We start from the raw sequence: 18,269 nt of genomic DNA, 5'->3' as shown, positions 1-18,269 counted from the left end.
TATGCCTGAAAAAATATCCATAGTACTCACTGCCCGAAACGAAGAAGAATATATTTCGGCATGTATCTCTTCGATACAAAAGCAAACATTTCAAAACTGGGAACTGATTGCCGTAGACGACCACTCCACAGATGAAACGCTGAACATCTTACTACAACTATCTCAACAAGATAATCGGATAACTGTTCTCTCTAATACTGGTGAAGGTATTATTCCCGCGCTTACTCTCGCCTATTCAAAAACTACCGGACAATTCATTACGCGAATGGATGCAGACGATCTTATGCCTGAAGATAAACTCGAAACGCTCTATCAATTGTTAGATAAAAAATCGGGATATATTGCAACAGGAAAAGTACGTTATTTTTCAGAAGGAATTTTATCAGAAGGCTATCAGAAATATGAAGATTGGTTGAATGAGTTGTGTAGTACTCATACACACTGGGATTGGGTTTTTCGCGAATGTGTTATCGCTTCTCCAAACTGGCTCTGTCACAGAGACTGCATCGACCAAATTGGTGGATTTGAAGGATTAGTCTATCCCGAAGATTATGATCTGGTATTAAAATGGTTTCGGGCAGGGATCCCCATAATCTCTACAAACAAAATAACCCATCTGTGGCGGGAACACAGTGAAAGAACTTCCCGCAACTCTTTGATCTATGAACAAAAATCCTTTTTTCAATTAAAACTACAGCATTTTGCAGCCCATTTCACCACTAGTAATGTCCTTATTGCAGGGCGTGGTTCGAAAGCAAAACTTACACAATCGATTCTTACTACAGACAACCTTCCTGTTAAAAGGATTGAAACGGAAAAGGAGTTGTTAAATCTACCTTTCAATCATTCTAATACTATTCTTTTGCTTGCTTTTCTTCCCGATTCAACTACCGAATACCTTTTCAAAAAACTCTGCGACAACAACTATATTTTGGGGCAATCGCTCTTTGTTCTATGAGTAAAATTTTGCAGAGACTCTTTGCTTAAAAAAGTGTAAATTAGCAAACATGGAAAAAGATCTCAACTTAGCCGTCCTGATTGACGGTGACAATATACCTTCTAAATATATTGAAAACATGATGCTTGAAATTGCCAAATATGGTAATCCAACCATCAAACGTATATATGGTGACTGGACAAAACCCCAACTGAGTAAATGGAAAAATGTACTCCTTGAAGCAGCCATCACCCCTATTCAGCAGTATTCTTACACTACCGGAAAAAATGCGACCGACTCTGCGATGATTATTGACGCAATGGACATCCTTTACTCTAATAGAACACAAGGTTTTTGTCTGGTTTCCAGCGACTCTGATTTTACCCGGTTGGCTACGCGGCTGCGTGAAGCAGGAATGAAAGTGTATGGAATGGGAGAAAAGAAAACACCCAACCCGTTCATTGCTGCCTGTGATAAATTCATTTACCTTGAAATCCTTCAGGAAACAGACACTCCGGAGAATGGAAACAGAAGAACTTCACAGAAGTCAGTTCAGAAACCTGTCGATAAAATAACCCCTAAAGTAATCAAGTTAATCACAGCTACCATCTCTGATGCAGCAGATGAAGAAGGATGGGCTTTTCTTGGGGACGTAGGTACACTTTTATTGAAAAAGCAGCCTAATTTTGACTCCAGAAACTATGGATTCGAAAAATTAACCCCACTTATTGATTCAATCGGGCGTTTTGAAATAGAAACCCGGGATAGCCAAAAAGGACGAAATAAGCTCATCTACGTACGAAATCTTCCTAAAACAAAATGAGTAAGTTAACAGCATTGGTAATTGGTGCTACAGGGGTAAGCGGACAAGCTTTAGTAAAACAATTACTTGACGACGATCGTTTTGCTGAAGTAATCACTTTCTCAAGAAGAAAACCGGATTTTTCGCATCCGAAACTAACAGCACACCTGGTCGATTTTACGACTCCTGACACGTGGAAAAGATTGGTTCAGGGAGATGTTCTCTTTTCGGCCATGGGAACAACAAGAAAACAAGCAGGAAGCAACGAAAACCAATACAAAGTTGACTATACCTTCCAATATGAAACGGCTCGTACAGCTGCCGAAAACGGAGTAAAAAATTACATCCTTATCTCTTCTTTCGGTGCATCTTCCTCCTCTTCTATTTTCTACTCGCGAATTAAAGGAGAACTGGAAGATGCAGTTGAACAGCTTTCTTTTTCAAAGATCAGAATTCTACAACCCGGTCCTATCACAGGAGACAGAAAAGATAAACGTATCATGGAGAAAATTTCTGTCAAAACACTTCGTTTCTTTAACGCTATCAGGTTATTTAAGAACTATAAACCAGCTACCGGTGATGATATAGCCAAAGCCATGATCTCTTCTTTGTTTAGTGACGGAAACCGTATTGAACGAATCCAGCTGGACAAAATATTTGATTGTGAGCAAGAAGATAAACCCTGAAAAAAGAGAAAATTCGGTTGTTAAAAACTTTGTTTCATTTCGAATGAGCAAGCCATAAAAATAACTAACTTTGAAGCATGGATAATTTTGTTGTTTCAGCAAGGAAATATAGACCGCAAACCTTCGATACTGTCGTTGGTCAGCATGCTATTACCTCTACACTGAAAAACGCTATCCGAAACAATCATCTTGCACAGGCTTTTTTATTTTGTGGTTCAAGAGGGGTCGGAAAAACGAGTACTGCCCGTATTCTTGCAAAAACATTGAACTGTTTCAACCGAACAGAGAATATTGAGGCGTGTGACCAGTGTGAGTCGTGTAAATCCTTTAACGAGGGAAGTTCGTTGAATGTTTACGAACTGGATGCAGCTTCCAATAACTCGGTAGACGATATTCGGAGCCTTATTGATCAGGTGCGTATCGCTCCCCAGTTAGGTTCGCATAAGGTCTATATCATTGACGAGGTTCACATGCTCTCTACAGCTGCGTTCAATGCATTTCTGAAAACGCTTGAAGAGCCTCCGAAGCACGCCATTTTTATTCTGGCAACAACGGAGAAGCACAAGATTATTCCCACGATTCTCTCGCGGTGTCAAATTTTTGATTTTAACCGGATCAAAGTTAAAGATATAGCCAATCATTTGTCGAAAATAGCTGTCAATGAAAATATAACAGCAGACCCCGATGCATTGCACCTTATCGCTCAAAAAGCTGACGGAGCATTACGGGATTCTTTGTCTATTTTTGATCAGATTGTTTCTTTTTCCGGTAATAATCTTACCTATCAGGCTGTTTTAGACAACCTGAATATTCTGGACTATGATTATTACTTCAAAGCAACCGGATTTGCTAATGAAGCTAATATACCGGGAGCACTTCTTCTCTTCAATGAAATCATGGATAAAGGGTTTGATGGTCATCAGTTTATCGTAGGATTAGCTGAACACTATAGAAACCTGTTGGTTTGTAAAGATCCCCAGACAAAAGAATTACTGGAAGTCGGAGAGACGATTCAGCAAAAATACATTGAGCAATCGAAAGAGACGGATACACACACAATTCTCCGTTCATTACATGTTTTGAATAAAACGGATGTTGATTATAAATCCTCAAAGAATCAACGATTGCTGGTAGAATTGGCTCTTATGCAGCTTTGCTCCCTAAAGGAGGAACTGGAAAAAAAAAAGGCCTGACTGACCGGGTAGACATTATCCCCTTTACGGGTCAGAAAATCAGAGAAAAAGTACGAAAAACTCCTGTTAAGCCGGTTGAAAATACGGTGAGCATTGAAACGATGTTCAAAAAGAAGGAGAAAAAAGTACTTGCAGCACCAACAGGAAAGCTAAATACCACCAACTTTTCACTCAAACAGTCCTTTAATCAACAGGAAAACAGCCAACAAGACGAGGAAATTCAGGATTTTTCCAATCGTCCCAGTGAACCTTTCGGGATAGATGAACTGAAAATGGCCTGGAAACGCTTTGCCTATAAAATTCAAAACGAAGGACGTCCAAGTCTCCATTCTACACTTGTAAAACGTGACCCCAGAATCATCGCTGATAATCATATTTTATTTGAACTGGACAATACCATACAGCTCAGCACTCTGGAAAATGAAAAGGGTGAGTTGATTCAGTTTGTTCGGAAGGAATTAAATAACTGGTCAATAAAACTGGACTTCAAAGTCGTTGAAGAACAAAAAACAGCCAATAGTCTCTATAGCGGAATTGATAAATTTAAAGCATTAGCAGAAAAAAATCCTAATCTGAACATGTTACAGCGCATGTTCAATCTGGATATTGACTTTTAAGTTCGTTTGCCTATTTCTGCAAGTTTTATAAGCATATTTTCTATCTGCGGTAACAACATAGTTGTACCGTCATTATGAATCACAAAATCGGCTAATTTGGCTTTTTCCTCATCCTTCCATTGATTATTCATACGTGAACGAACCTGACTTTCCGGAATTGTGTCACGTTCAACAACACGATTAAGACGAACAGACTCGGGAGCTGTTATCAAGACAGTCGCATCAAACGTTTTATAAGCTCCTGTTTCAAAAAGAATAGCTGCTTCATTAAAAACAATTCCTTTGAACCCGGCGTTCTGTTCCGCAAAATCGGCAAAAGCTTCTCGTACACGAGGATGTACAATTGCATTAATACGGGAAAGTAAATCTTTATTCTCAAATGCTTTTTCCGCCAAAAAAGGACGATTTAATTCGCCATCTTCGTACGCCTGTTCTCCAACAAGTGCTATTATTTCCTCAACAATACCGGGGTGTGCATTCATTAATTCTTTAGCCTCCTTATCCGAATAAAAAACAGGATACCCCATTTTCTCGAGCACCCTGCATACAAATGTTTTTCCGGCACCTATCCCTCCGGTTATACCAACTTTTAAAGGAGAGTTCATACTAAATCTCCTCTACTTCAATCATCTGGAATGGTAGAGATATAATGGCCTGGTAATCTTCCCCCGCCTCTTCCATATCCTCATCATCTTCTTCAAAGTACCAGTTTACTTTTACATCCGTACCTTTTCCGTTCAATGCTTCCAGTTTTTTAAAGAAATCGAGAATACATTTTGAGGAAGAAGTATTAAAATACTCAAGCCGAACATCGACTGTTGTAACCGGTTGCGGAGCCACACTATAGGTGTCTACCCACTCATTTAATGGTTTAAAGAAATCTATTGAATTTTCAGGAATTGATCTACCTTGCAGAACCAGCACCCCACTACCTTTATCAAAATTTACAGTCGGTGTCTTTGCTGTTCCATCAATTACCAGGTTTTCCATGTTATTCATCATTTATTTCGTTAAGCAATTTTTACATTTAAACAAAAGAAACTGTCATCTGAATCTATCGGTAAAAATTCGTAATCCAGTTTGTTTCCTGATTTCCGGGCAATATCAATCATCCCCAGTCCTGCCGTTCCTTTTTCAGAAACCTCTCCCCCGGTAAGTACCTCCTTATAATACTCTTTCAGTTGATCCCGGGACATCGAATTAATCAGTTCCAATTTAGTCCGTAATCCTGACACCTGATGGACCGGAATATAATTCCCCGTTTTTATTTCATAACTGTCCGCATTGCGAGCTATCATAAAAAGTGCAGCATCCGACTCGTGAAAATCACCTGTTTTTAAATCATCAGGATCAATATGATGGTACAGGTTTTGTAAGCACTCTACCAACACATTAAACACTTTTTTACGAACCTTGGGAGATTGTTCAATATGCTCCATTTTCGACTCCATAATCTGCAAAACAGAAGTCAGTAATTCCGAAGTCACTATCCCCTTGAACGACAACATAATGTTTTCGCGTTCCATGGTTTTGTACAATTCATAAATGTTTTTCAGCGACTTCAAACTGAGCATATTTCTATCTCCTACAAATATAACCATTTGTGTGGCAAAATTCCTAAAACACAGGAAATTTAGCATTTAGCTCTTCTTTCTACTAATCCGGTTTAATTGTTACTTTTGCGCAAACAGAAAATTCTTCAGAATGGCAAACCGAATAACAGAACTTTTTTCGATCGATTATCCCATTATTCAGGCAGGGATGATCTGGTGTTCAGGTTGGGAACTTGCTTCAGCAGTTTCTAATGCAGGTGGTCTGGGAATCATCGGATCCGGTTCGATGTACCCCGAAATACTGGAAGATCATGTAAAAAAGTGTAAAGCGGCTACAAACAAACCTTTTGCCGTTAACCTTCCCATGTTATACCCGGATATTGATAAACATATTGAAACGATTATTAAGTATGAAGTTCCTATTGTTTTCACTTCCGCAGGGAACCCGAAAACATGGACCGGAAAACTGAAAGAACATGGAATTAAAGTGGTTCACGTTGTATCATCCGTAAAATTTGCCCTGAAAGCGCAAGAGGCAGGCGTTGATGCTGTGGTAGCGGAAGGCTTTGAAGCAGGAGGACATAACGGGCGTGACGAAACAACAACACTTTGCCTCATCCCCATGGTTAAAAAGGCGCTGGATATTCCTTTAATTGCTGCCGGAGGGATCGGAACCGGACGGGGAATGCTTGCCGCCATGACTCTTGGTGCAGATGCTGTACAGATCGGAAGCCGCTTTGTAGCTTCGGAAGAATCCAGTGCTCACCAGGCATTCAAAGAAAGTGTTGTTCAGGCAAAAGAAGGAGATACGATGTTGACGTTAAAAGAAATTACTCCGGTACGCCTGATAAAAAACCCTTTCTTCTCAAAAGTAGAAGAGGCTTATAAAAACTGTGCTTCTACGGACGAAATGAAAACTCTTTTAGGACGTGGAAGAGCTAAAAAAGGAATGTTTGAAGGGGATCTGGAAGAAGGAGAACTTGAAATCGGGCAAATTTCCGGTTTAATCGATACCATTTTACCTGCTGAAAAGATTATGCAAGAAATTCTCAGCGAATACAAACAAGCACGTACAGAAATACTTTCCGATAAACTCGACTGGTAACATTTATGATTCAATTCGAAAAATTCAAACTGGACAACGGTCTGACGGTTCTTTTCCACAAGGATGCAACTTCCCCTATGGCTGTTGTTAATACACTATATGATGTAGGAGCACGGGACGAGAATCCTGAGCAAACCGGATTTGCACATCTTTTTGAACATCTCATGTTCGGAGGATCAGTGAATATTCCGGATTTTGATGCTCCCTTACAACGCGCAGGCGGACAAAGCAATGCTTTTACCTCTAACGACATCACCAATTATTATGATGTTCTACCCAAAGAAAATCTCGAAACGGCTCTTTGGTTGGAATCTGACAGAATGGTGAGTCTTGCTTTTACGGACAAAAGTCTGGAAGTACAACGTAACGTAGTTATTGAGGAGTTCAAACAACGCTACCTGAATCAACCTTATGGAGATGTCTGGTTACAACTTCGTCCGCTGGCCTATAAAGTTCACCCGTACAGGTGGGCTACTATTGGTAAAGAGATCAGTCATATTGAAAACGCCACAATGGAAGATGTACGGTCTTTCTTTTCGCGATTCTACTCCCCTTCCAATGCTATTCTGACAATTGCAGGGAACTTTGAATCAGCCTATGTACAGGATAAGGTAAATAAATGGTACGGAGATATCAGTTCTGTTACCAAACCTTTCAGGAACTTACCGATGGAACCTGTGCAAACGGAATATCGCGAATTATCCATTGAACGAAGTGTTCCGGCTCATGCATTTTACTATGCTTTTAAAATGGGCGCAAGAAGTGAAAGTGCTTATTATGCAACTGATCTTCTTTCTGACATACTGGGAAGAGGTAAGTCTTCGGTTCTGTACAAATCACTTGTGTCGGAAAAACAACTAACGACAGAAATCTCGTGCTATATTACGGGTTCAATTGATAACGGTTTACTGATCATTTCCGGTAAATTAAAAGATACAAGCACGTTTGAGGAAGTAGATACAGTTTTGTGGGAAACCCTTGAACAACTAAAAATAAATGGTGTATCTGAAAACACACTGGCTAAAGTCAGAAATAAATGGGAAACCGGAAAAACTTTCTCTGATATGGGACTCTTACCCCGTGCTATGAATCTTTCTTTTATGGAATTACTCGGAGATGCAAATTTGGTAAATACAGAGCATCAGGAATACGAGAAAGTAACCACCACACAGATTCAGTCTTTACTGCCTGCTCTGTTTACCAAAACAAACTGTTCCTGTTTAAAAGTTATTGCCAAGAAATCCTGAAATATGACTGATAGAACAAAAGCCCCTGAAATATACTCTACTGAACACATTCAGTTAGCTACTCCGTCAACCAGAACTAGTGATTCGGGAATACCTTTTTATTTCATCGAGAATATTCCCGAAGATGCCGTAAAAATCACACTTGAATTTGCTGCCGGAAAGATGTACCAGAACAGATCTCTACAAGCTGGATTTACGGCCGATTTATTACTGTCCGGAACTGCAACAAAAACACAACAGGAAATACAGGTGTCTATTGACTTTTTTGGCGGTTATGTACAAAGTGAAATGGCAATGGAACGCAGTTCACTAACTATCTACGGATTAAAAAAGAACATTGCTTCTATATTCGAAATTGTTAAAGATGCGTTTTTCAACGCTACATTCCCTGAAGATGAATTTGAAAGGCACCGGACAATAGAAAAACAGAAGTTTATCGTCAATATGGAGAAAAATGCGGTAAAAGCCCGAAAACTCTTCATAAATCATCTTTTTCAGGGCACTCCGTTTGACAGCAATGCAGACATACCGGACTTTGATGAGATCAGTCGTCAGGATTGTATTGATTTTTACGAAAGCTACTTCAAACAATGCCTGATGGATGTCAATGTTGTTGGAAATCTTGACGACACATTCAAAGAAAAGCTGATAAACGACCTGTCACCTTTGAAAATCAATATTCCGACACCACCCGCATTTGAACTCCACCCTGAAACAGGATTTTTCGAAGAGAAAAAAGAAAACGCACTGCAAACTGCCATTCGTATCGGAAAACCGCTTTTCACTCCCGAACATCCCGACTATATTGCCTTTGATGTAGTAAACACATTATTGGGAGGTTATTTCGGTAGTAGATTAATGTCAAATATCCGCGAGGACAAAGGATATACGTATGGAATCGGTTCCGGAGTTGTTTCGATGAAATCCCTGGGATATTTTTACATTGCTACAGAAGTAGGCGTTGAAGTAAAAGAAGATGCTCTTTTCCAGATCAGGCATGAAATTGAACGCTTGCAAACAGAGCTGGTTCCCGAAGAAGAGTTGGAACTGGTCAGAAACTATATGATCGGGCAAATGTTAAAAAGTACAGACGGACCGTTTGCCATGATGAATCAGTTTCTTTTTCTGAACTGGTATGAGTTGGATACGACCTATTTTGATACGTATATGAAAACAATACAGACCATTTCTCCTGAACAAATCCGGGAATTGGCTCAGAAGTATCTGAAATGGGAAACATTTTCAATCATAACTGTCGGGTAAGCAACTTACACTGAAAATACACGTTATCCATACGAAAACTATCAATTTCACGTTTTTACATCAGATGACAAAACTATACAGCTACATAGTATTGATTTTGATCACCGGGCTTATTCCTTTTCTTTCCCGGTCAACTCACATTATGGGAGGAGAGATCACATGGACCTGTCAGGGAAATGGCTCCTATATTTTTGAACTTGTCGTTTACAGGGATTGTAATGGCTTTGACGTATCAACAGGTGTAGAAACGATTGATGTCTGGAACCATCCTTCTGTTAATAGTATTGGTGTGAGTTTTGTCCAGCGGGAGGATCTTTCTCCCTCCTGTACACAAGTTGGAGGTGGTCCTCTACCCTTTTCATGTGGCTCGGGACCTAATGCCGGAAATGGAAGCGGTGCGCTTGAGAAAATAACCTACAGAAGTTCCAATATTATGCTCCCAGGCAATCCCGGAGCGGCGGGTTGGATTTTTACGTATGAGAGTTTTTCACGAAGCCAGAATCTCACAAATATTCAGAACCCTACAAATGTTGGGATTACAGTTGTTGCCAAAATGTTTTCTACCGGAGCGAACGGAACCTGTAATGATTCATCTCCCCGGTTCTTTGAAAACCCGTTTGTAGTTGCCTGCGCAGGTACTCCTTTTGTTTACAATCAAAACTCGTATGACCCGGATTTGGATTCGATGGTCTTTTCATGGGGCGTTCCTTTGGATTTGATCACCACAGCTTATACTCCACCTTCTGATCCTGCTCCGGTTGCTTTTGAACCCGGATTTGCATATAATAACCCAACTCCGGATGCTACCATCAACCCGGGAAACATTCCTGCAGCGCTTGATTCCCAGACCGGAGAATTGAGTTTCACTTCATTTACAATTGGAAATTACGCTTTAAAAGTACTTGTACAATCCTACAGAAACGGAACTCTTATTTCCGAAATACAGCGTGAAATTCAGGTTATTGTAGAAAGTTGTGCCACACCAAATGCTCCTCCTCAGGTAACAGCTCCGTTTCCAGGAAATTCTTATGAAATTGATGTTTTTGCAGGAGACCCTGTTAACTTTTCCATCTATGCAGAAGATTTCGATCTGCTTCAGGACGGAACCCCTCAATCGGTTGAAATAACTGCCTCAGGTGCTCAATTTGGAGCTGGGTATACGAATGCAACTATTGGTTGTCCTAATCCTCCTTGTGCCACACTTAATACTCCCATTCCGGTAAGTGGAACTCCTTCCGCGCAAGTTGACTTTTCATGGCAGACAGACTGTAATCATCTGATCGGAGCAACAGGAAATGCACAAAGTAGTGTCCCCTATTCATTTGTTTTTAAAGTCAAAGATGACCTTTGTCAAATTCCAGCTGTTCGTTATGCTACTGTAACGATAAATGTAAAAAACAGTAGTGTACTGCCCCCTTCCGAAATTGAATGTATTCAGGTACAACCCAATGGAGATACACGTATTACGTGGGAAGAAGCAACAGATCCGGGGGGAGCATTTGACAGCTACGAAATTTATAGTATTCAGGATGGTTTACTGGCTACGCAGAACACAATCACTTCCAATACATTTGTTCATGTAGGAGCCGGGGGAAATACCGCCTCAAAAGACTATTATATCATTACAAAAAGTGGATGTAACGGAGCCACAGCAGTTTCATCCGATACAATTTCCTCTCTTTTTATGGTATTGAACAACCCCGGAAACGGAACAGCTGTTATCCAATGGAATACGCCTTCTACACCTCAGTCACCCAACTGGAACGATTATTATTACATTGAACGGGAATATCCCACCGGAACGTGGACAGTCGTAGACTCTGTCAGGTTTGGTTTAACCAGTCATACAGACACAATAGATATCTGTTCGGCATTCCTGAATTACAGAGTTAGTTTACCAACTGAAACCTGTTCTTTTGTTTCCAATACAGACGGAGACAATTTTGAGGATCAGATCGGACCAAACATCCCTGAAATTTATTCGGTTTCTATTGATACACTTTCCGGTCAAGTTCAAATTACCTGGAATGAAAACGAAGCACCTGATACTTACGGATACATTGTGTATGCACAGGATGAAAATGGTTTTTACACTGAGCTGGACACATTATGGGGAATCGGATCGACGACGTATTCTACCGGAGACTTTCCTACGGGAGAAGGTCCCCTTTCTTTCTCTGTAGCTGCTTTTGACAGTTGTTATACTCCACAAATCCCCCCTACTTTTCAGACTTCAGCAAAAGCAAATGTACACCGCACTAATTTTCTCAGCGGTGAGTTAGATATTTGTGATCAACAGGTTGACCTTAGCTGGACTGAATATGCTAGTTGGGATGAAGGAGTTGAAATCTATCGGATATTTGGTTATTCTTCCGGAAATCCGTGGGCACAATTGGAAACAACACCAGAAAGTAGCATTTCCATAGATGTAGAAACAGACACACGCTATTGTTTTGTTATCGAAGCCTTATCGAATGAAGGAAAAACAGCTTTTTCCAATAGTATCTGTCTTGATATCGTCAGCCCGGATGATCCCGATGTTCACTATCTATCAACCGCTACGGTTCAGGAAAATGGTGTTTTGATTAAACACAGAACCAGTCTTCCGATTAATGATGGAGCTCTTATTCTACAACGTTGGAATGAAAAAGACGAAGTATTTGAGGATATTGAAACGCGAACTGTTACTGCAAACGAAGAACTGTTCATTGACGAAGAAGTTAATCCTTCCAAACAGAGTTATACCTATCGGGTGGTCGCAATTGACAGCTGTGGTCGTCCCAGCCTTGCTTCCAACATCGGTAAAACGATTTTTCTGGAAACGTTCGCGGATGATAACAATATGAAAGTATATCTGCAATGGAGTTTGTATAAGGACTGGAAAGGACCTATTCTCGGTTACCAGATACATCGTGGGGTAATGGGACTAACCAATGTTATAGACCCAATTCCGATCGCGACTCTACCTCCCAACTCCCGCAGTTATGAGGACAATGTAGAAGATTATCTTTCTACTTCGAATGGTCGTTTTTGTTATTTCGTAGTAGCGGTAGAAGGAACCAATGCACTAAACATAAGTGAAACAAGTACTTCTAATTCTTCCTGTGAAGTCTTGGAACCATTGATTTATATTCCCAATGCCTTTACCGTTGGGGGTAAAAATCCGATCTTCCGTCCGGTAGTCAATTTATTTGATTTCACCAATTATGAGTTCACTGTTTTTGACCGTTGGGGACAAACCATTTTCCGAACCAATGACCCTGCACAGGGGTGGGAAGGTCTTACGCGTGACCGAAGCATAGCCAAGGAAGGTGTTTATATGTATGTTCTTCGCCTTAAAGATGGAAACGGCAACGAAGTCACACGAAGAGGACACGTTACACTGCTCGACTACAGAGCTGTTGAATAGTCCGTTGTTTTTTCGGTCTCCAAATCATTCCTTATTCGTAATTTTGCACTCGTATGAGTCTAATTATTCGAAAACAAAAGGAAGCCAGTATCCTTCGTCGTCACCCCTGGATTTTCTCAGGAGCAGTAAAAACGATCACATCGGCTTACGAAGATGGTGATATCGTGGAAGTTTTGAACGAGAAAGGTCGTTTTCTGGCAAAAGGTCATTATCAAAACGGTACAATTACAGTTCGTGTACTTAGTTTCCTTGAAGAAGAAGAGATTGATTCTGATTTCTGGAAAAGACGTGTTGAACTTGCTGTAAAATTGAGGGAAAAAGCCGGACTATTTGACAACAAGAACTCCATTTGTCGTTTGGTACACGGAGAAGGAGATAATCTTCCCGGTCTGATCATTGACTGGTTTAATGGCGTTGCTGTTATTCAATGTCACAGTATCGGCATGTACAAAGTACAAGACCAGATTTCTTCTGCTCTTCAGACTGTTTTCGGAGACCGGCTACAAGCGGTATATACCAAGAGTGCTGATACTCTGCCTGCCAGAGTGAATGCAACAAATGAGTACTTGTTCGGAACAGCTCAAACACCACATACAGCTTATGAATATGGGCATGCGTTTCACATAGACTGGATCAACGGTCAGAAAACCGGTTTTTTTGTAGATCAGCGCGAAAACAGAGCCTTATTAGCCAAATATGCCCGTGGAAAAAAAGTATTGAATACCTTTTGTTACTCAGGTGGTTTCTCTATTACCGCGTTGGCTACCGGAGCAGAATTGGTTCATTCACTTGACAGCTCGAAGAAAGCCATTGCTCTTACTGAAGACAACGTCAGTCTTAATAAACTGGAAGAGCGGCACAAATCCATTGTAGCAGACGCTATGAATTATATGAAAGAACTGGAAGAGGATTATGATATCATGGTACTGGATCCTCCTGCATTCGCAAAACATCGCGATGCAAGACACAAAGCAGTTCAGGGATATAAACGATTGAATGCGCACGCCATGCGCCAAATCAAATCAGGGGGGATTTTGTTTACCTTCTCCTGCTCTCAGGTTGTAGATAAACAATTATTTACCAATACAATTATTGCCGCAGCTATTGAATCCGGAAGAAATGTCAGAATACTGGAACAATTGCACCAACCGGCAGACCATCCTATCAGCGCATTTCACCCGGAAGGAGAATACCTGAAAGGTCTTGTAGTTGAAGTTTTATAAGAAACAGCTGTATGCTTAAAACAGGGTATCTATCGATATTAAAAGTTGCCTTCCCGCTTATGGTAGGTAATTTTGTCCAGTCTATTGTATTAATTACGGACATGGCTTTTCTGGCTCGTCTGGATTCGGTGTCTTTTGATGCCGCTGGAAATGCAGGACTTTTGTATGTAACATTCTATATGATTGCAGCAGGTTTCGGAGACTCTATGCAGATTACAAAAGCACGTTTCATCGGAAGAAATGAGGTTTCAGTAATCCCTCGCTTTTTCCAAACAGGGGTACTATCTCTGTTACTTCTTGCACTCGTTTTTTACCTCATTCTAAGTCAGGTAATGCCGGGACTATTACTGGATTATTCCTACAGTTCTGCTATTGCAGAAGCTCAGGGAGAATTTCTTGGAATCCGGAGTTTTGCTTTATTCTTCAGTCTCAGCTCCCTTGCTTTGATGTCTTTCCTTATGGCTACGGGAAAAACACAAATTGTATTTGTCAGTTCCATTTTGATGAGTACTGTTAATATTATTCTGGATTACGGGCTTATTTTTGGGGAATTAGGACTTCCGAAAATGGGATTGGAAGGAGCTGCATTGGCTTCTGTACTGGCAGAAGTTACTGTTTTTATTTTCCTGTTGTTTTATTTTCTACTCAGAAAATGGATTCGGGAATATAATTTATTTAAAAACTTTCATTTTGACCTGCACGCCCTTAAGACACTCTTCTCGATCGGGTGGCCACTTATGTTACAGGGCTGTATTACGTTGGGTACATGGACCGTTTTCTTTTCCTGGATCGAACAAATGGGAGGTCATAACCTTGAAATCAGTCAGAATATACGATCCATTTATTTCCTCGCTTTTGTCCCTATTTTTGGTTTTGCTGCCACTACCAAGACGTATATCAGTCAGTTTATAGGAGCTGACAGGATAGGCGAAATTCCACTTGTACAAAGAAGGATACAATTGTTAGTTACAGTGACCCTACTCATTTTCTTCCACGGAGCGATTCTATATCCTGATTTTCTGATTTCCATGATCAATCCTAACGAAGTTGTTTTGGGAGATAGTGTGTACATCATACAACAGGTTGCACCTGCAATTTTCGTTTTTGGATTGACTTCTGTCTATTTTAATACGGTAGCAGGTTCCGGAAATACTATGGCTTCACTCGCTATTGAAGCTATTTCAACAGGAGTTTACCTCTCCTCCGCATACCTGTTTATTTACATTCTGCAATGGGATATTGTCGGCATCTGGTATGTTGAATATATCTACTTTGCCACCCTGGGTATTGTATCTTTGGTGTATCTTCGCTTTTTTAACTGGACAAAAACCGGACGCATAGCATGAAAGAAAAACGCATAATTTTTATGGGAACCCCAGAATTTGCAGCTACAATTCTGGAACATTTAGTCAAAAATCAAATCTCGATTGCCGCAGTGGTAACTGTACCCGACAAACCGGCAGGAAGAGGTCAGAAACTAGCTGAATCTGCCGTAAAAAAATGTGCACTGCAATACAATCTCCCTGTATTACAACCTGTAAAACTGAAAGACCCTGAATTTCTGGAGCAGTTAGCTCAATACAATGCGGATCTATTCGTCGTTATTGCATTCAGAATGCTCCCAGAAGCTGTGTATGGTATGCCTCCTTTGGGAACGATCAATCTGCACGGATCTCTTCTTCCGCAATACAGAGGAGCAGCACCTATTAATCGTGCCGTAATAAACGGCGAACAGGAAACAGGGGTTACAACTTTCTTTATTGAAAAGGAAATTGATACGGGAGAGATCATTCAACGCAAAAGTATGCCTATCGGTCCAAATGAAACTGCCGGAGAAGTACATGATCGCATGATGCATTTAGGTGCTGAAGTAACACTTGAGACCGTACAGGCAATTTTCGAAAATACAGCAAAAGGTACACCACAATCTGCCTATGTAGAGGATGAGCTAAAAGATGCTCCTAAAATTTTCAAACAAGATTGTAAAATCAACTGGAATCAGACGGCTGAAGCAGTACACAATTTCATTCGTGGGCTATCTCCCTACCCTACTGCCTGGACTTCCTGGCCGGAAAACGGAAATAAAACACTGAAAATCTTCAAAACGGTTCTTGCCGAAACAGGTACATCAGAAACACCAGGAAAAGTTCAGGTTATAGAAGGACGGCTTTTTATCGCCTGTGCTACAGGAGCTCTTGAAATTCTTGAACTTCAGATGGAAGGTAAAAAGAGAGTTCCCGCCAAAGATTTTATAAACGGATTACAAGCTTCCGAATTGTTCTGGGAGTAATTTACAGTTGAAAAACATATTACTTTTGACCATCAGAACTATATTCACAAAGTTTGAATATTTTGTATCGCTACAAACTCATTAAGTCCTTGAATTTAATCGCTTGTCTACGGGATATTTCGACTTTTTCCCCTTCCCGTAATTCCACCTGAAGTCCTCCGTTAAACCAACTTTCAATACGGGAAACCCACTTAAGGTTGATAATATACTTTCGATTTGCTCTGAAGAAGTGCTTACTGTCCAGTCGGTCTTCCAGATTATTTAACGAACGTAGAATTAACGGACGGAAATTGTCAAAATGTACCTTTACATAATTCCCCTCGGACTCAAACATACGCACTTTGTCCAATTCCACAAACCAACACTTTTCACCATCTTTTATAAAAATACGATCCGAAATACTCAGTTTACCCGGTTTTTCGTCTGAATTTTCTTCTTTTTCAGACGAAATACGTGGTCGCAATTTATCCAGTGTTTCAGAAAGACGCTTCGGATCAACCGGTTTTAGTAAATAATCCAATGCGTTTACCTCAAATGCCTTAATAGCATATTCATCATACGCTGTCACAAAAACTACATCCGGACAGGCAGGTAACTGTTCCAACAATTCAAAGCCATTCTTTTCAGGCATCTGAATATCCAGAAAAACAACATCTGCATCCTTTTCTTTCAACAAATCTGTTGCCTCGTCCACATTTTTAGCCTCTCCAATTATCTGTACATCGTCATACTCTCCCAGTAACTGCGTTAATTCCGCACGAGCTAAACGTTCATCATCTACAATAACTACTTTCATGTTTCCTTTTTTAAGCGGATCTCCGCTACCACCATATTGTCTGCTTCCCGTAGTGTAAAGTCAGCCTTATCACCATAGGTTAACGCTAATCTTCGTTTTGTATTTTGTATCCCTACTCCAACATCCACTTTATTTTGGATTGTACCTGAATTCCTTACGGTTAAAACCAATTCTCGTCCTGTATTTTCAGCACTGATTTTTATGACCCCACCCGCTTTCAGATTAGAAATGCCGTGTTTAATCGCATTTTCTACAAGCGTTTGTAAGATTAAAGGAGGAATGGTTTCTCCCAATAATTGAGTATTTATCATCCACTCGACCTGTAATCGTTCTTCAAAACGCACTTTTTCCAGATCAAGATAATCCCGAACAAAATTACACTCTTCCTCCAGTGTTATTAACTCCTTTCTTCCAAACAACAACGAAGTACGAAGGATATTAGACAATTTGGTTACCGAATCTTTTGCCAGTTTAGGCTCCAAATCTATCAATGCCCGAATACTATTAAGTGCATTGAATAAAAAATGAGGATTTAACTGTGTTCGAAGATTTTGTAGTTCTATTTCCTTCTGTGAATCGGCCAATTGCAAATTCTTAATTTCCTCCAGCCTTGATTTGCGTACATAGTGATAAGAGAAGTAAAAAAGGATCCAGATCAGGAAAAGAAACATAATCAGTAAAATCTCTACGATAATCTCCAGAATAGAATCGGGAGCTTTGGATCGGCTGATAACCAAGGAAAGTAATGCATAAGTCCCCTGAAACAAAATACTACTAACCAAAGCAACTAATAGTAATCTGGGGATCAAAGGGTTTAGCTTAAACCTAAAAAAATCAAACCTTCTGAAAACCCAGCGCATTCCATGGGAGAAAAGAATCCCCAGAACCGAAAATAAAAATAGAAGAATAATTCCGTTTCTTGTCAGTTTATTATCAATATACAGTACAAGAAAAATGATCATAGAGTAAGAAAACCAACCTATGAACTGAGCTAACCAGTAGATTCCCGTTTGTGATTTCATGGTAAACAAATATAATTTTTGTTTTTATAATCCGGAAAGAATACGACGTTTACACAATTAGAAATCATGATAAATAGCGTTTTGGGAAGATCATTCCTGAAAATGGAGGTGTTAGGATATCTTTGA

The 18,269-nt window shown here is 40.1% G+C and carries 17 protein-coding genes; 12 read left to right on the top strand and 5 right to left on the bottom strand.

What is annotated here, in order from left to right; all coding sequences use genetic code 11:
• Position 1 precedes the first annotated feature (1 nt).
• From ABDZ97_RS08845 to ABDZ97_RS08825, 5 genes are all read left to right on the top strand, one after another.
• Positions 2 to 958, top strand: a complete 957-nt coding sequence (locus ABDZ97_RS08845; RefSeq protein ID WP_343786673.1) for a glycosyltransferase family 2 protein — start codon at positions 2 to 4, stop codon at positions 956 to 958.
• Positions 959 to 1,007: 49 nt separating this feature from the next.
• On the top strand, positions 1,008 to 1,760 hold the full coding sequence (locus tag ABDZ97_RS08840) for an NYN domain-containing protein (protein ID WP_343786671.1): 753 nt from the start codon (positions 1,008 to 1,010) through the stop codon (positions 1,758 to 1,760).
• Entirely contained in the window at positions 1,757 to 2,425 is a 669-nt protein-coding gene (locus ABDZ97_RS08835; RefSeq protein ID WP_343786669.1) for an NAD(P)H-binding protein, read from the top strand. The genes ABDZ97_RS08840 and ABDZ97_RS08835 overlap by 4 nt, the downstream gene beginning before the upstream one ends.
• Positions 2,426 to 2,502: 77 nt before the next feature.
• Positions 2,503 to 3,618 carry a DNA polymerase III subunit gamma/tau gene (locus ABDZ97_RS08830; protein WP_343786667.1) on the top strand — a complete coding sequence of 372 codons (1,116 nt, stop codon included), beginning with the start codon at positions 2,503 to 2,505 and terminating at the stop codon, positions 3,616 to 3,618.
• A gap of 101 nt (positions 3,619 to 3,719) precedes the next feature.
• On the top strand, positions 3,720 to 4,235 hold the full coding sequence (locus ABDZ97_RS08825) for a hypothetical protein (RefSeq protein ID WP_343786665.1): 516 nt from the start codon (positions 3,720 to 3,722) through the stop codon (positions 4,233 to 4,235).
• Here the strand turns inward: ABDZ97_RS08825 and coaE are convergent.
• Genes coaE through ABDZ97_RS08810 form a run of 3 tightly spaced genes read right to left on the bottom strand, consistent with a single transcriptional unit; the run spans position 4,232 to position 5,836 of the window.
• Positions 4,232 to 4,840: a dephospho-CoA kinase gene (coaE, locus tag ABDZ97_RS08820; RefSeq protein ID WP_343786663.1), complete on the bottom strand. Its 609-nt coding sequence runs from the start codon at positions 4,838 to 4,840 to the stop codon at positions 4,232 to 4,234. The two genes, ABDZ97_RS08825 and coaE, sit on opposite strands and share 4 nt — an antisense overlap.
• A 1-nt stretch (position 4,841) precedes the next feature.
• Complete coding sequence (locus ABDZ97_RS08815; protein ID WP_343786661.1) at positions 4,842 to 5,237, bottom strand: DUF1987 domain-containing protein; 396 nt, start codon at positions 5,235 to 5,237, stop codon at positions 4,842 to 4,844.
• 8 nt (positions 5,238 to 5,245) lie between these two features.
• On the bottom strand, positions 5,246 to 5,836 hold the full coding sequence (locus tag ABDZ97_RS08810; RefSeq protein WP_343786659.1) for a SiaB family protein kinase: 591 nt from the start codon (positions 5,834 to 5,836) through the stop codon (positions 5,246 to 5,248).
• A gap of 103 nt (positions 5,837 to 5,939) precedes the next feature.
• Here ABDZ97_RS08810 and ABDZ97_RS08805 point away from each other — a divergent pair, with 103 nt between their 5' ends.
• The 7 genes from ABDZ97_RS08805 (at position 5,940) to fmt (ending at position 16,325) form a co-directional block, all read left to right on the top strand.
• Positions 5,940 to 6,893, top strand: coding sequence for an NAD(P)H-dependent flavin oxidoreductase (locus tag ABDZ97_RS08805; protein ID WP_343786657.1), 954 nt, complete (start codon positions 5,940 to 5,942; stop codon positions 6,891 to 6,893).
• Positions 6,894 to 6,898: 5 nt separating this feature from the next.
• The gene (locus tag ABDZ97_RS08800; protein WP_343786655.1) at positions 6,899 to 8,140 is read left to right on the top strand and encodes a M16 family metallopeptidase; all 1,242 of its coding nucleotides are present in this window, start codon (positions 6,899 to 6,901) and stop codon (positions 8,138 to 8,140) included.
• A gap of 3 nt (positions 8,141 to 8,143) precedes the next feature.
• The gene (locus ABDZ97_RS08795) at positions 8,144 to 9,403 is read left to right on the top strand and encodes a M16 family metallopeptidase (protein ID WP_343786653.1); all 1,260 of its coding nucleotides are present in this window, start codon (positions 8,144 to 8,146) and stop codon (positions 9,401 to 9,403) included.
• A 64-nt stretch (positions 9,404 to 9,467) separates the two neighbouring features.
• Entirely contained in the window at positions 9,468 to 12,812 is a 3,345-nt protein-coding gene (locus ABDZ97_RS08790) for a T9SS type B sorting domain-containing protein (RefSeq protein ID WP_343786651.1), read from the top strand.
• Positions 12,813 to 12,865: 53 nt separating this feature from the next.
• Positions 12,866 to 14,035, top strand: a complete 1,170-nt coding sequence (locus ABDZ97_RS08785) for a class I SAM-dependent rRNA methyltransferase (protein WP_343786649.1) — start codon at positions 12,866 to 12,868, stop codon at positions 14,033 to 14,035.
• Positions 14,036 to 14,046: 11 nt separating this feature from the next.
• The gene (locus tag ABDZ97_RS08780; RefSeq protein WP_343786647.1) at positions 14,047 to 15,381 is read left to right on the top strand and encodes an MATE family efflux transporter; all 1,335 of its coding nucleotides are present in this window, start codon (positions 14,047 to 14,049) and stop codon (positions 15,379 to 15,381) included.
• Positions 15,378 to 16,325 (top strand): methionyl-tRNA formyltransferase, encoded by a 948-nt coding sequence (gene fmt, locus ABDZ97_RS08775; RefSeq protein WP_343786645.1) that lies wholly within the window; start codon positions 15,378 to 15,380, stop codon positions 16,323 to 16,325. Before ABDZ97_RS08780 ends, fmt begins: the two co-directional genes overlap by 4 nt.
• Positions 16,326 to 16,395: 70 nt before the next feature.
• Here the strand turns inward: fmt and ABDZ97_RS08770 are convergent, their stop codons facing one another.
• Positions 16,396 to 17,121 (bottom strand): LytR/AlgR family response regulator transcription factor, encoded by a 726-nt coding sequence (locus ABDZ97_RS08770; protein WP_343786643.1) that lies wholly within the window; start codon positions 17,119 to 17,121, stop codon positions 16,396 to 16,398.
• Complete coding sequence (locus ABDZ97_RS08765) at positions 17,118 to 18,143, bottom strand: sensor histidine kinase (protein WP_343786641.1); 1,026 nt, start codon at positions 18,141 to 18,143, stop codon at positions 17,118 to 17,120. Before ABDZ97_RS08765 ends, ABDZ97_RS08770 begins: the two co-directional genes overlap by 4 nt.
• Between the last annotated feature and the right edge of the window lie 126 nt (positions 18,144 to 18,269).

It is taken from the genome of Wandonia haliotis (genome assembly GCF_039523435.1).
In the GTDB taxonomy this organism is placed as follows: Bacteria; Bacteroidota; Bacteroidia; order Flavobacteriales_D; family Crocinitomicaceae; genus Wandonia; species Wandonia haliotis.
Note: the sequence above shows the minus strand (reverse complement) of the source record. Positions and strands in the feature narration are given on the sequence as shown.

What these genes read in the sequence shown, in the direction of transcription:
- ABDZ97_RS08845 (WP_343786673.1), top strand. Translation starts at nt 2, where the DNA reads ATGCCTGAAAAAATATCCATAGTACTCACTGCCCGAAACGAAGAAGAA.
- ABDZ97_RS08840 (WP_343786671.1), top strand. Translation starts at nt 1,008, where the DNA reads ATGGAAAAAGATCTCAACTTAGCCGTCCTGATTGACGGTGACAATATA.
- ABDZ97_RS08835 (WP_343786669.1), top strand. Translation starts at nt 1,757, where the DNA reads ATGAGTAAGTTAACAGCATTGGTAATTGGTGCTACAGGGGTAAGCGGA.
- ABDZ97_RS08830 (WP_343786667.1), top strand. Translation starts at nt 2,503, where the DNA reads ATGGATAATTTTGTTGTTTCAGCAAGGAAATATAGACCGCAAACCTTC.
- ABDZ97_RS08825 (WP_343786665.1), top strand. Translation starts at nt 3,720, where the DNA reads ATGTTCAAAAAGAAGGAGAAAAAAGTACTTGCAGCACCAACAGGAAAG.
- coaE (WP_343786663.1), bottom strand. Translation starts at nt 4,840, where the DNA reads ATGAACTCTCCTTTAAAAGTTGGTATAACCGGAGGGATAGGTGCCGGA.
- ABDZ97_RS08815 (WP_343786661.1), bottom strand. Translation starts at nt 5,237, where the DNA reads ATGATGAATAACATGGAAAACCTGGTAATTGATGGAACAGCAAAGACA.
- ABDZ97_RS08810 (WP_343786659.1), bottom strand. Translation starts at nt 5,836, where the DNA reads ATGGTTATATTTGTAGGAGATAGAAATATGCTCAGTTTGAAGTCGCTG.
- ABDZ97_RS08805 (WP_343786657.1), top strand. Translation starts at nt 5,940, where the DNA reads ATGGCAAACCGAATAACAGAACTTTTTTCGATCGATTATCCCATTATT.
- ABDZ97_RS08800 (WP_343786655.1), top strand. Translation starts at nt 6,899, where the DNA reads ATGATTCAATTCGAAAAATTCAAACTGGACAACGGTCTGACGGTTCTT.
- ABDZ97_RS08795 (WP_343786653.1), top strand. Translation starts at nt 8,144, where the DNA reads ATGACTGATAGAACAAAAGCCCCTGAAATATACTCTACTGAACACATT.
- ABDZ97_RS08790 (WP_343786651.1), top strand. Translation starts at nt 9,468, where the DNA reads ATGACAAAACTATACAGCTACATAGTATTGATTTTGATCACCGGGCTT.
- ABDZ97_RS08785 (WP_343786649.1), top strand. Translation starts at nt 12,866, where the DNA reads ATGAGTCTAATTATTCGAAAACAAAAGGAAGCCAGTATCCTTCGTCGT.
- ABDZ97_RS08780 (WP_343786647.1), top strand. Translation starts at nt 14,047, where the DNA reads ATGCTTAAAACAGGGTATCTATCGATATTAAAAGTTGCCTTCCCGCTT.
- fmt (WP_343786645.1), top strand. Translation starts at nt 15,378, where the DNA reads ATGAAAGAAAAACGCATAATTTTTATGGGAACCCCAGAATTTGCAGCT.
- ABDZ97_RS08770 (WP_343786643.1), bottom strand. Translation starts at nt 17,121, where the DNA reads ATGAAAGTAGTTATTGTAGATGATGAACGTTTAGCTCGTGCGGAATTA.
- ABDZ97_RS08765 (WP_343786641.1), bottom strand. Translation starts at nt 18,143, where the DNA reads ATGAAATCACAAACGGGAATCTACTGGTTAGCTCAGTTCATAGGTTGG.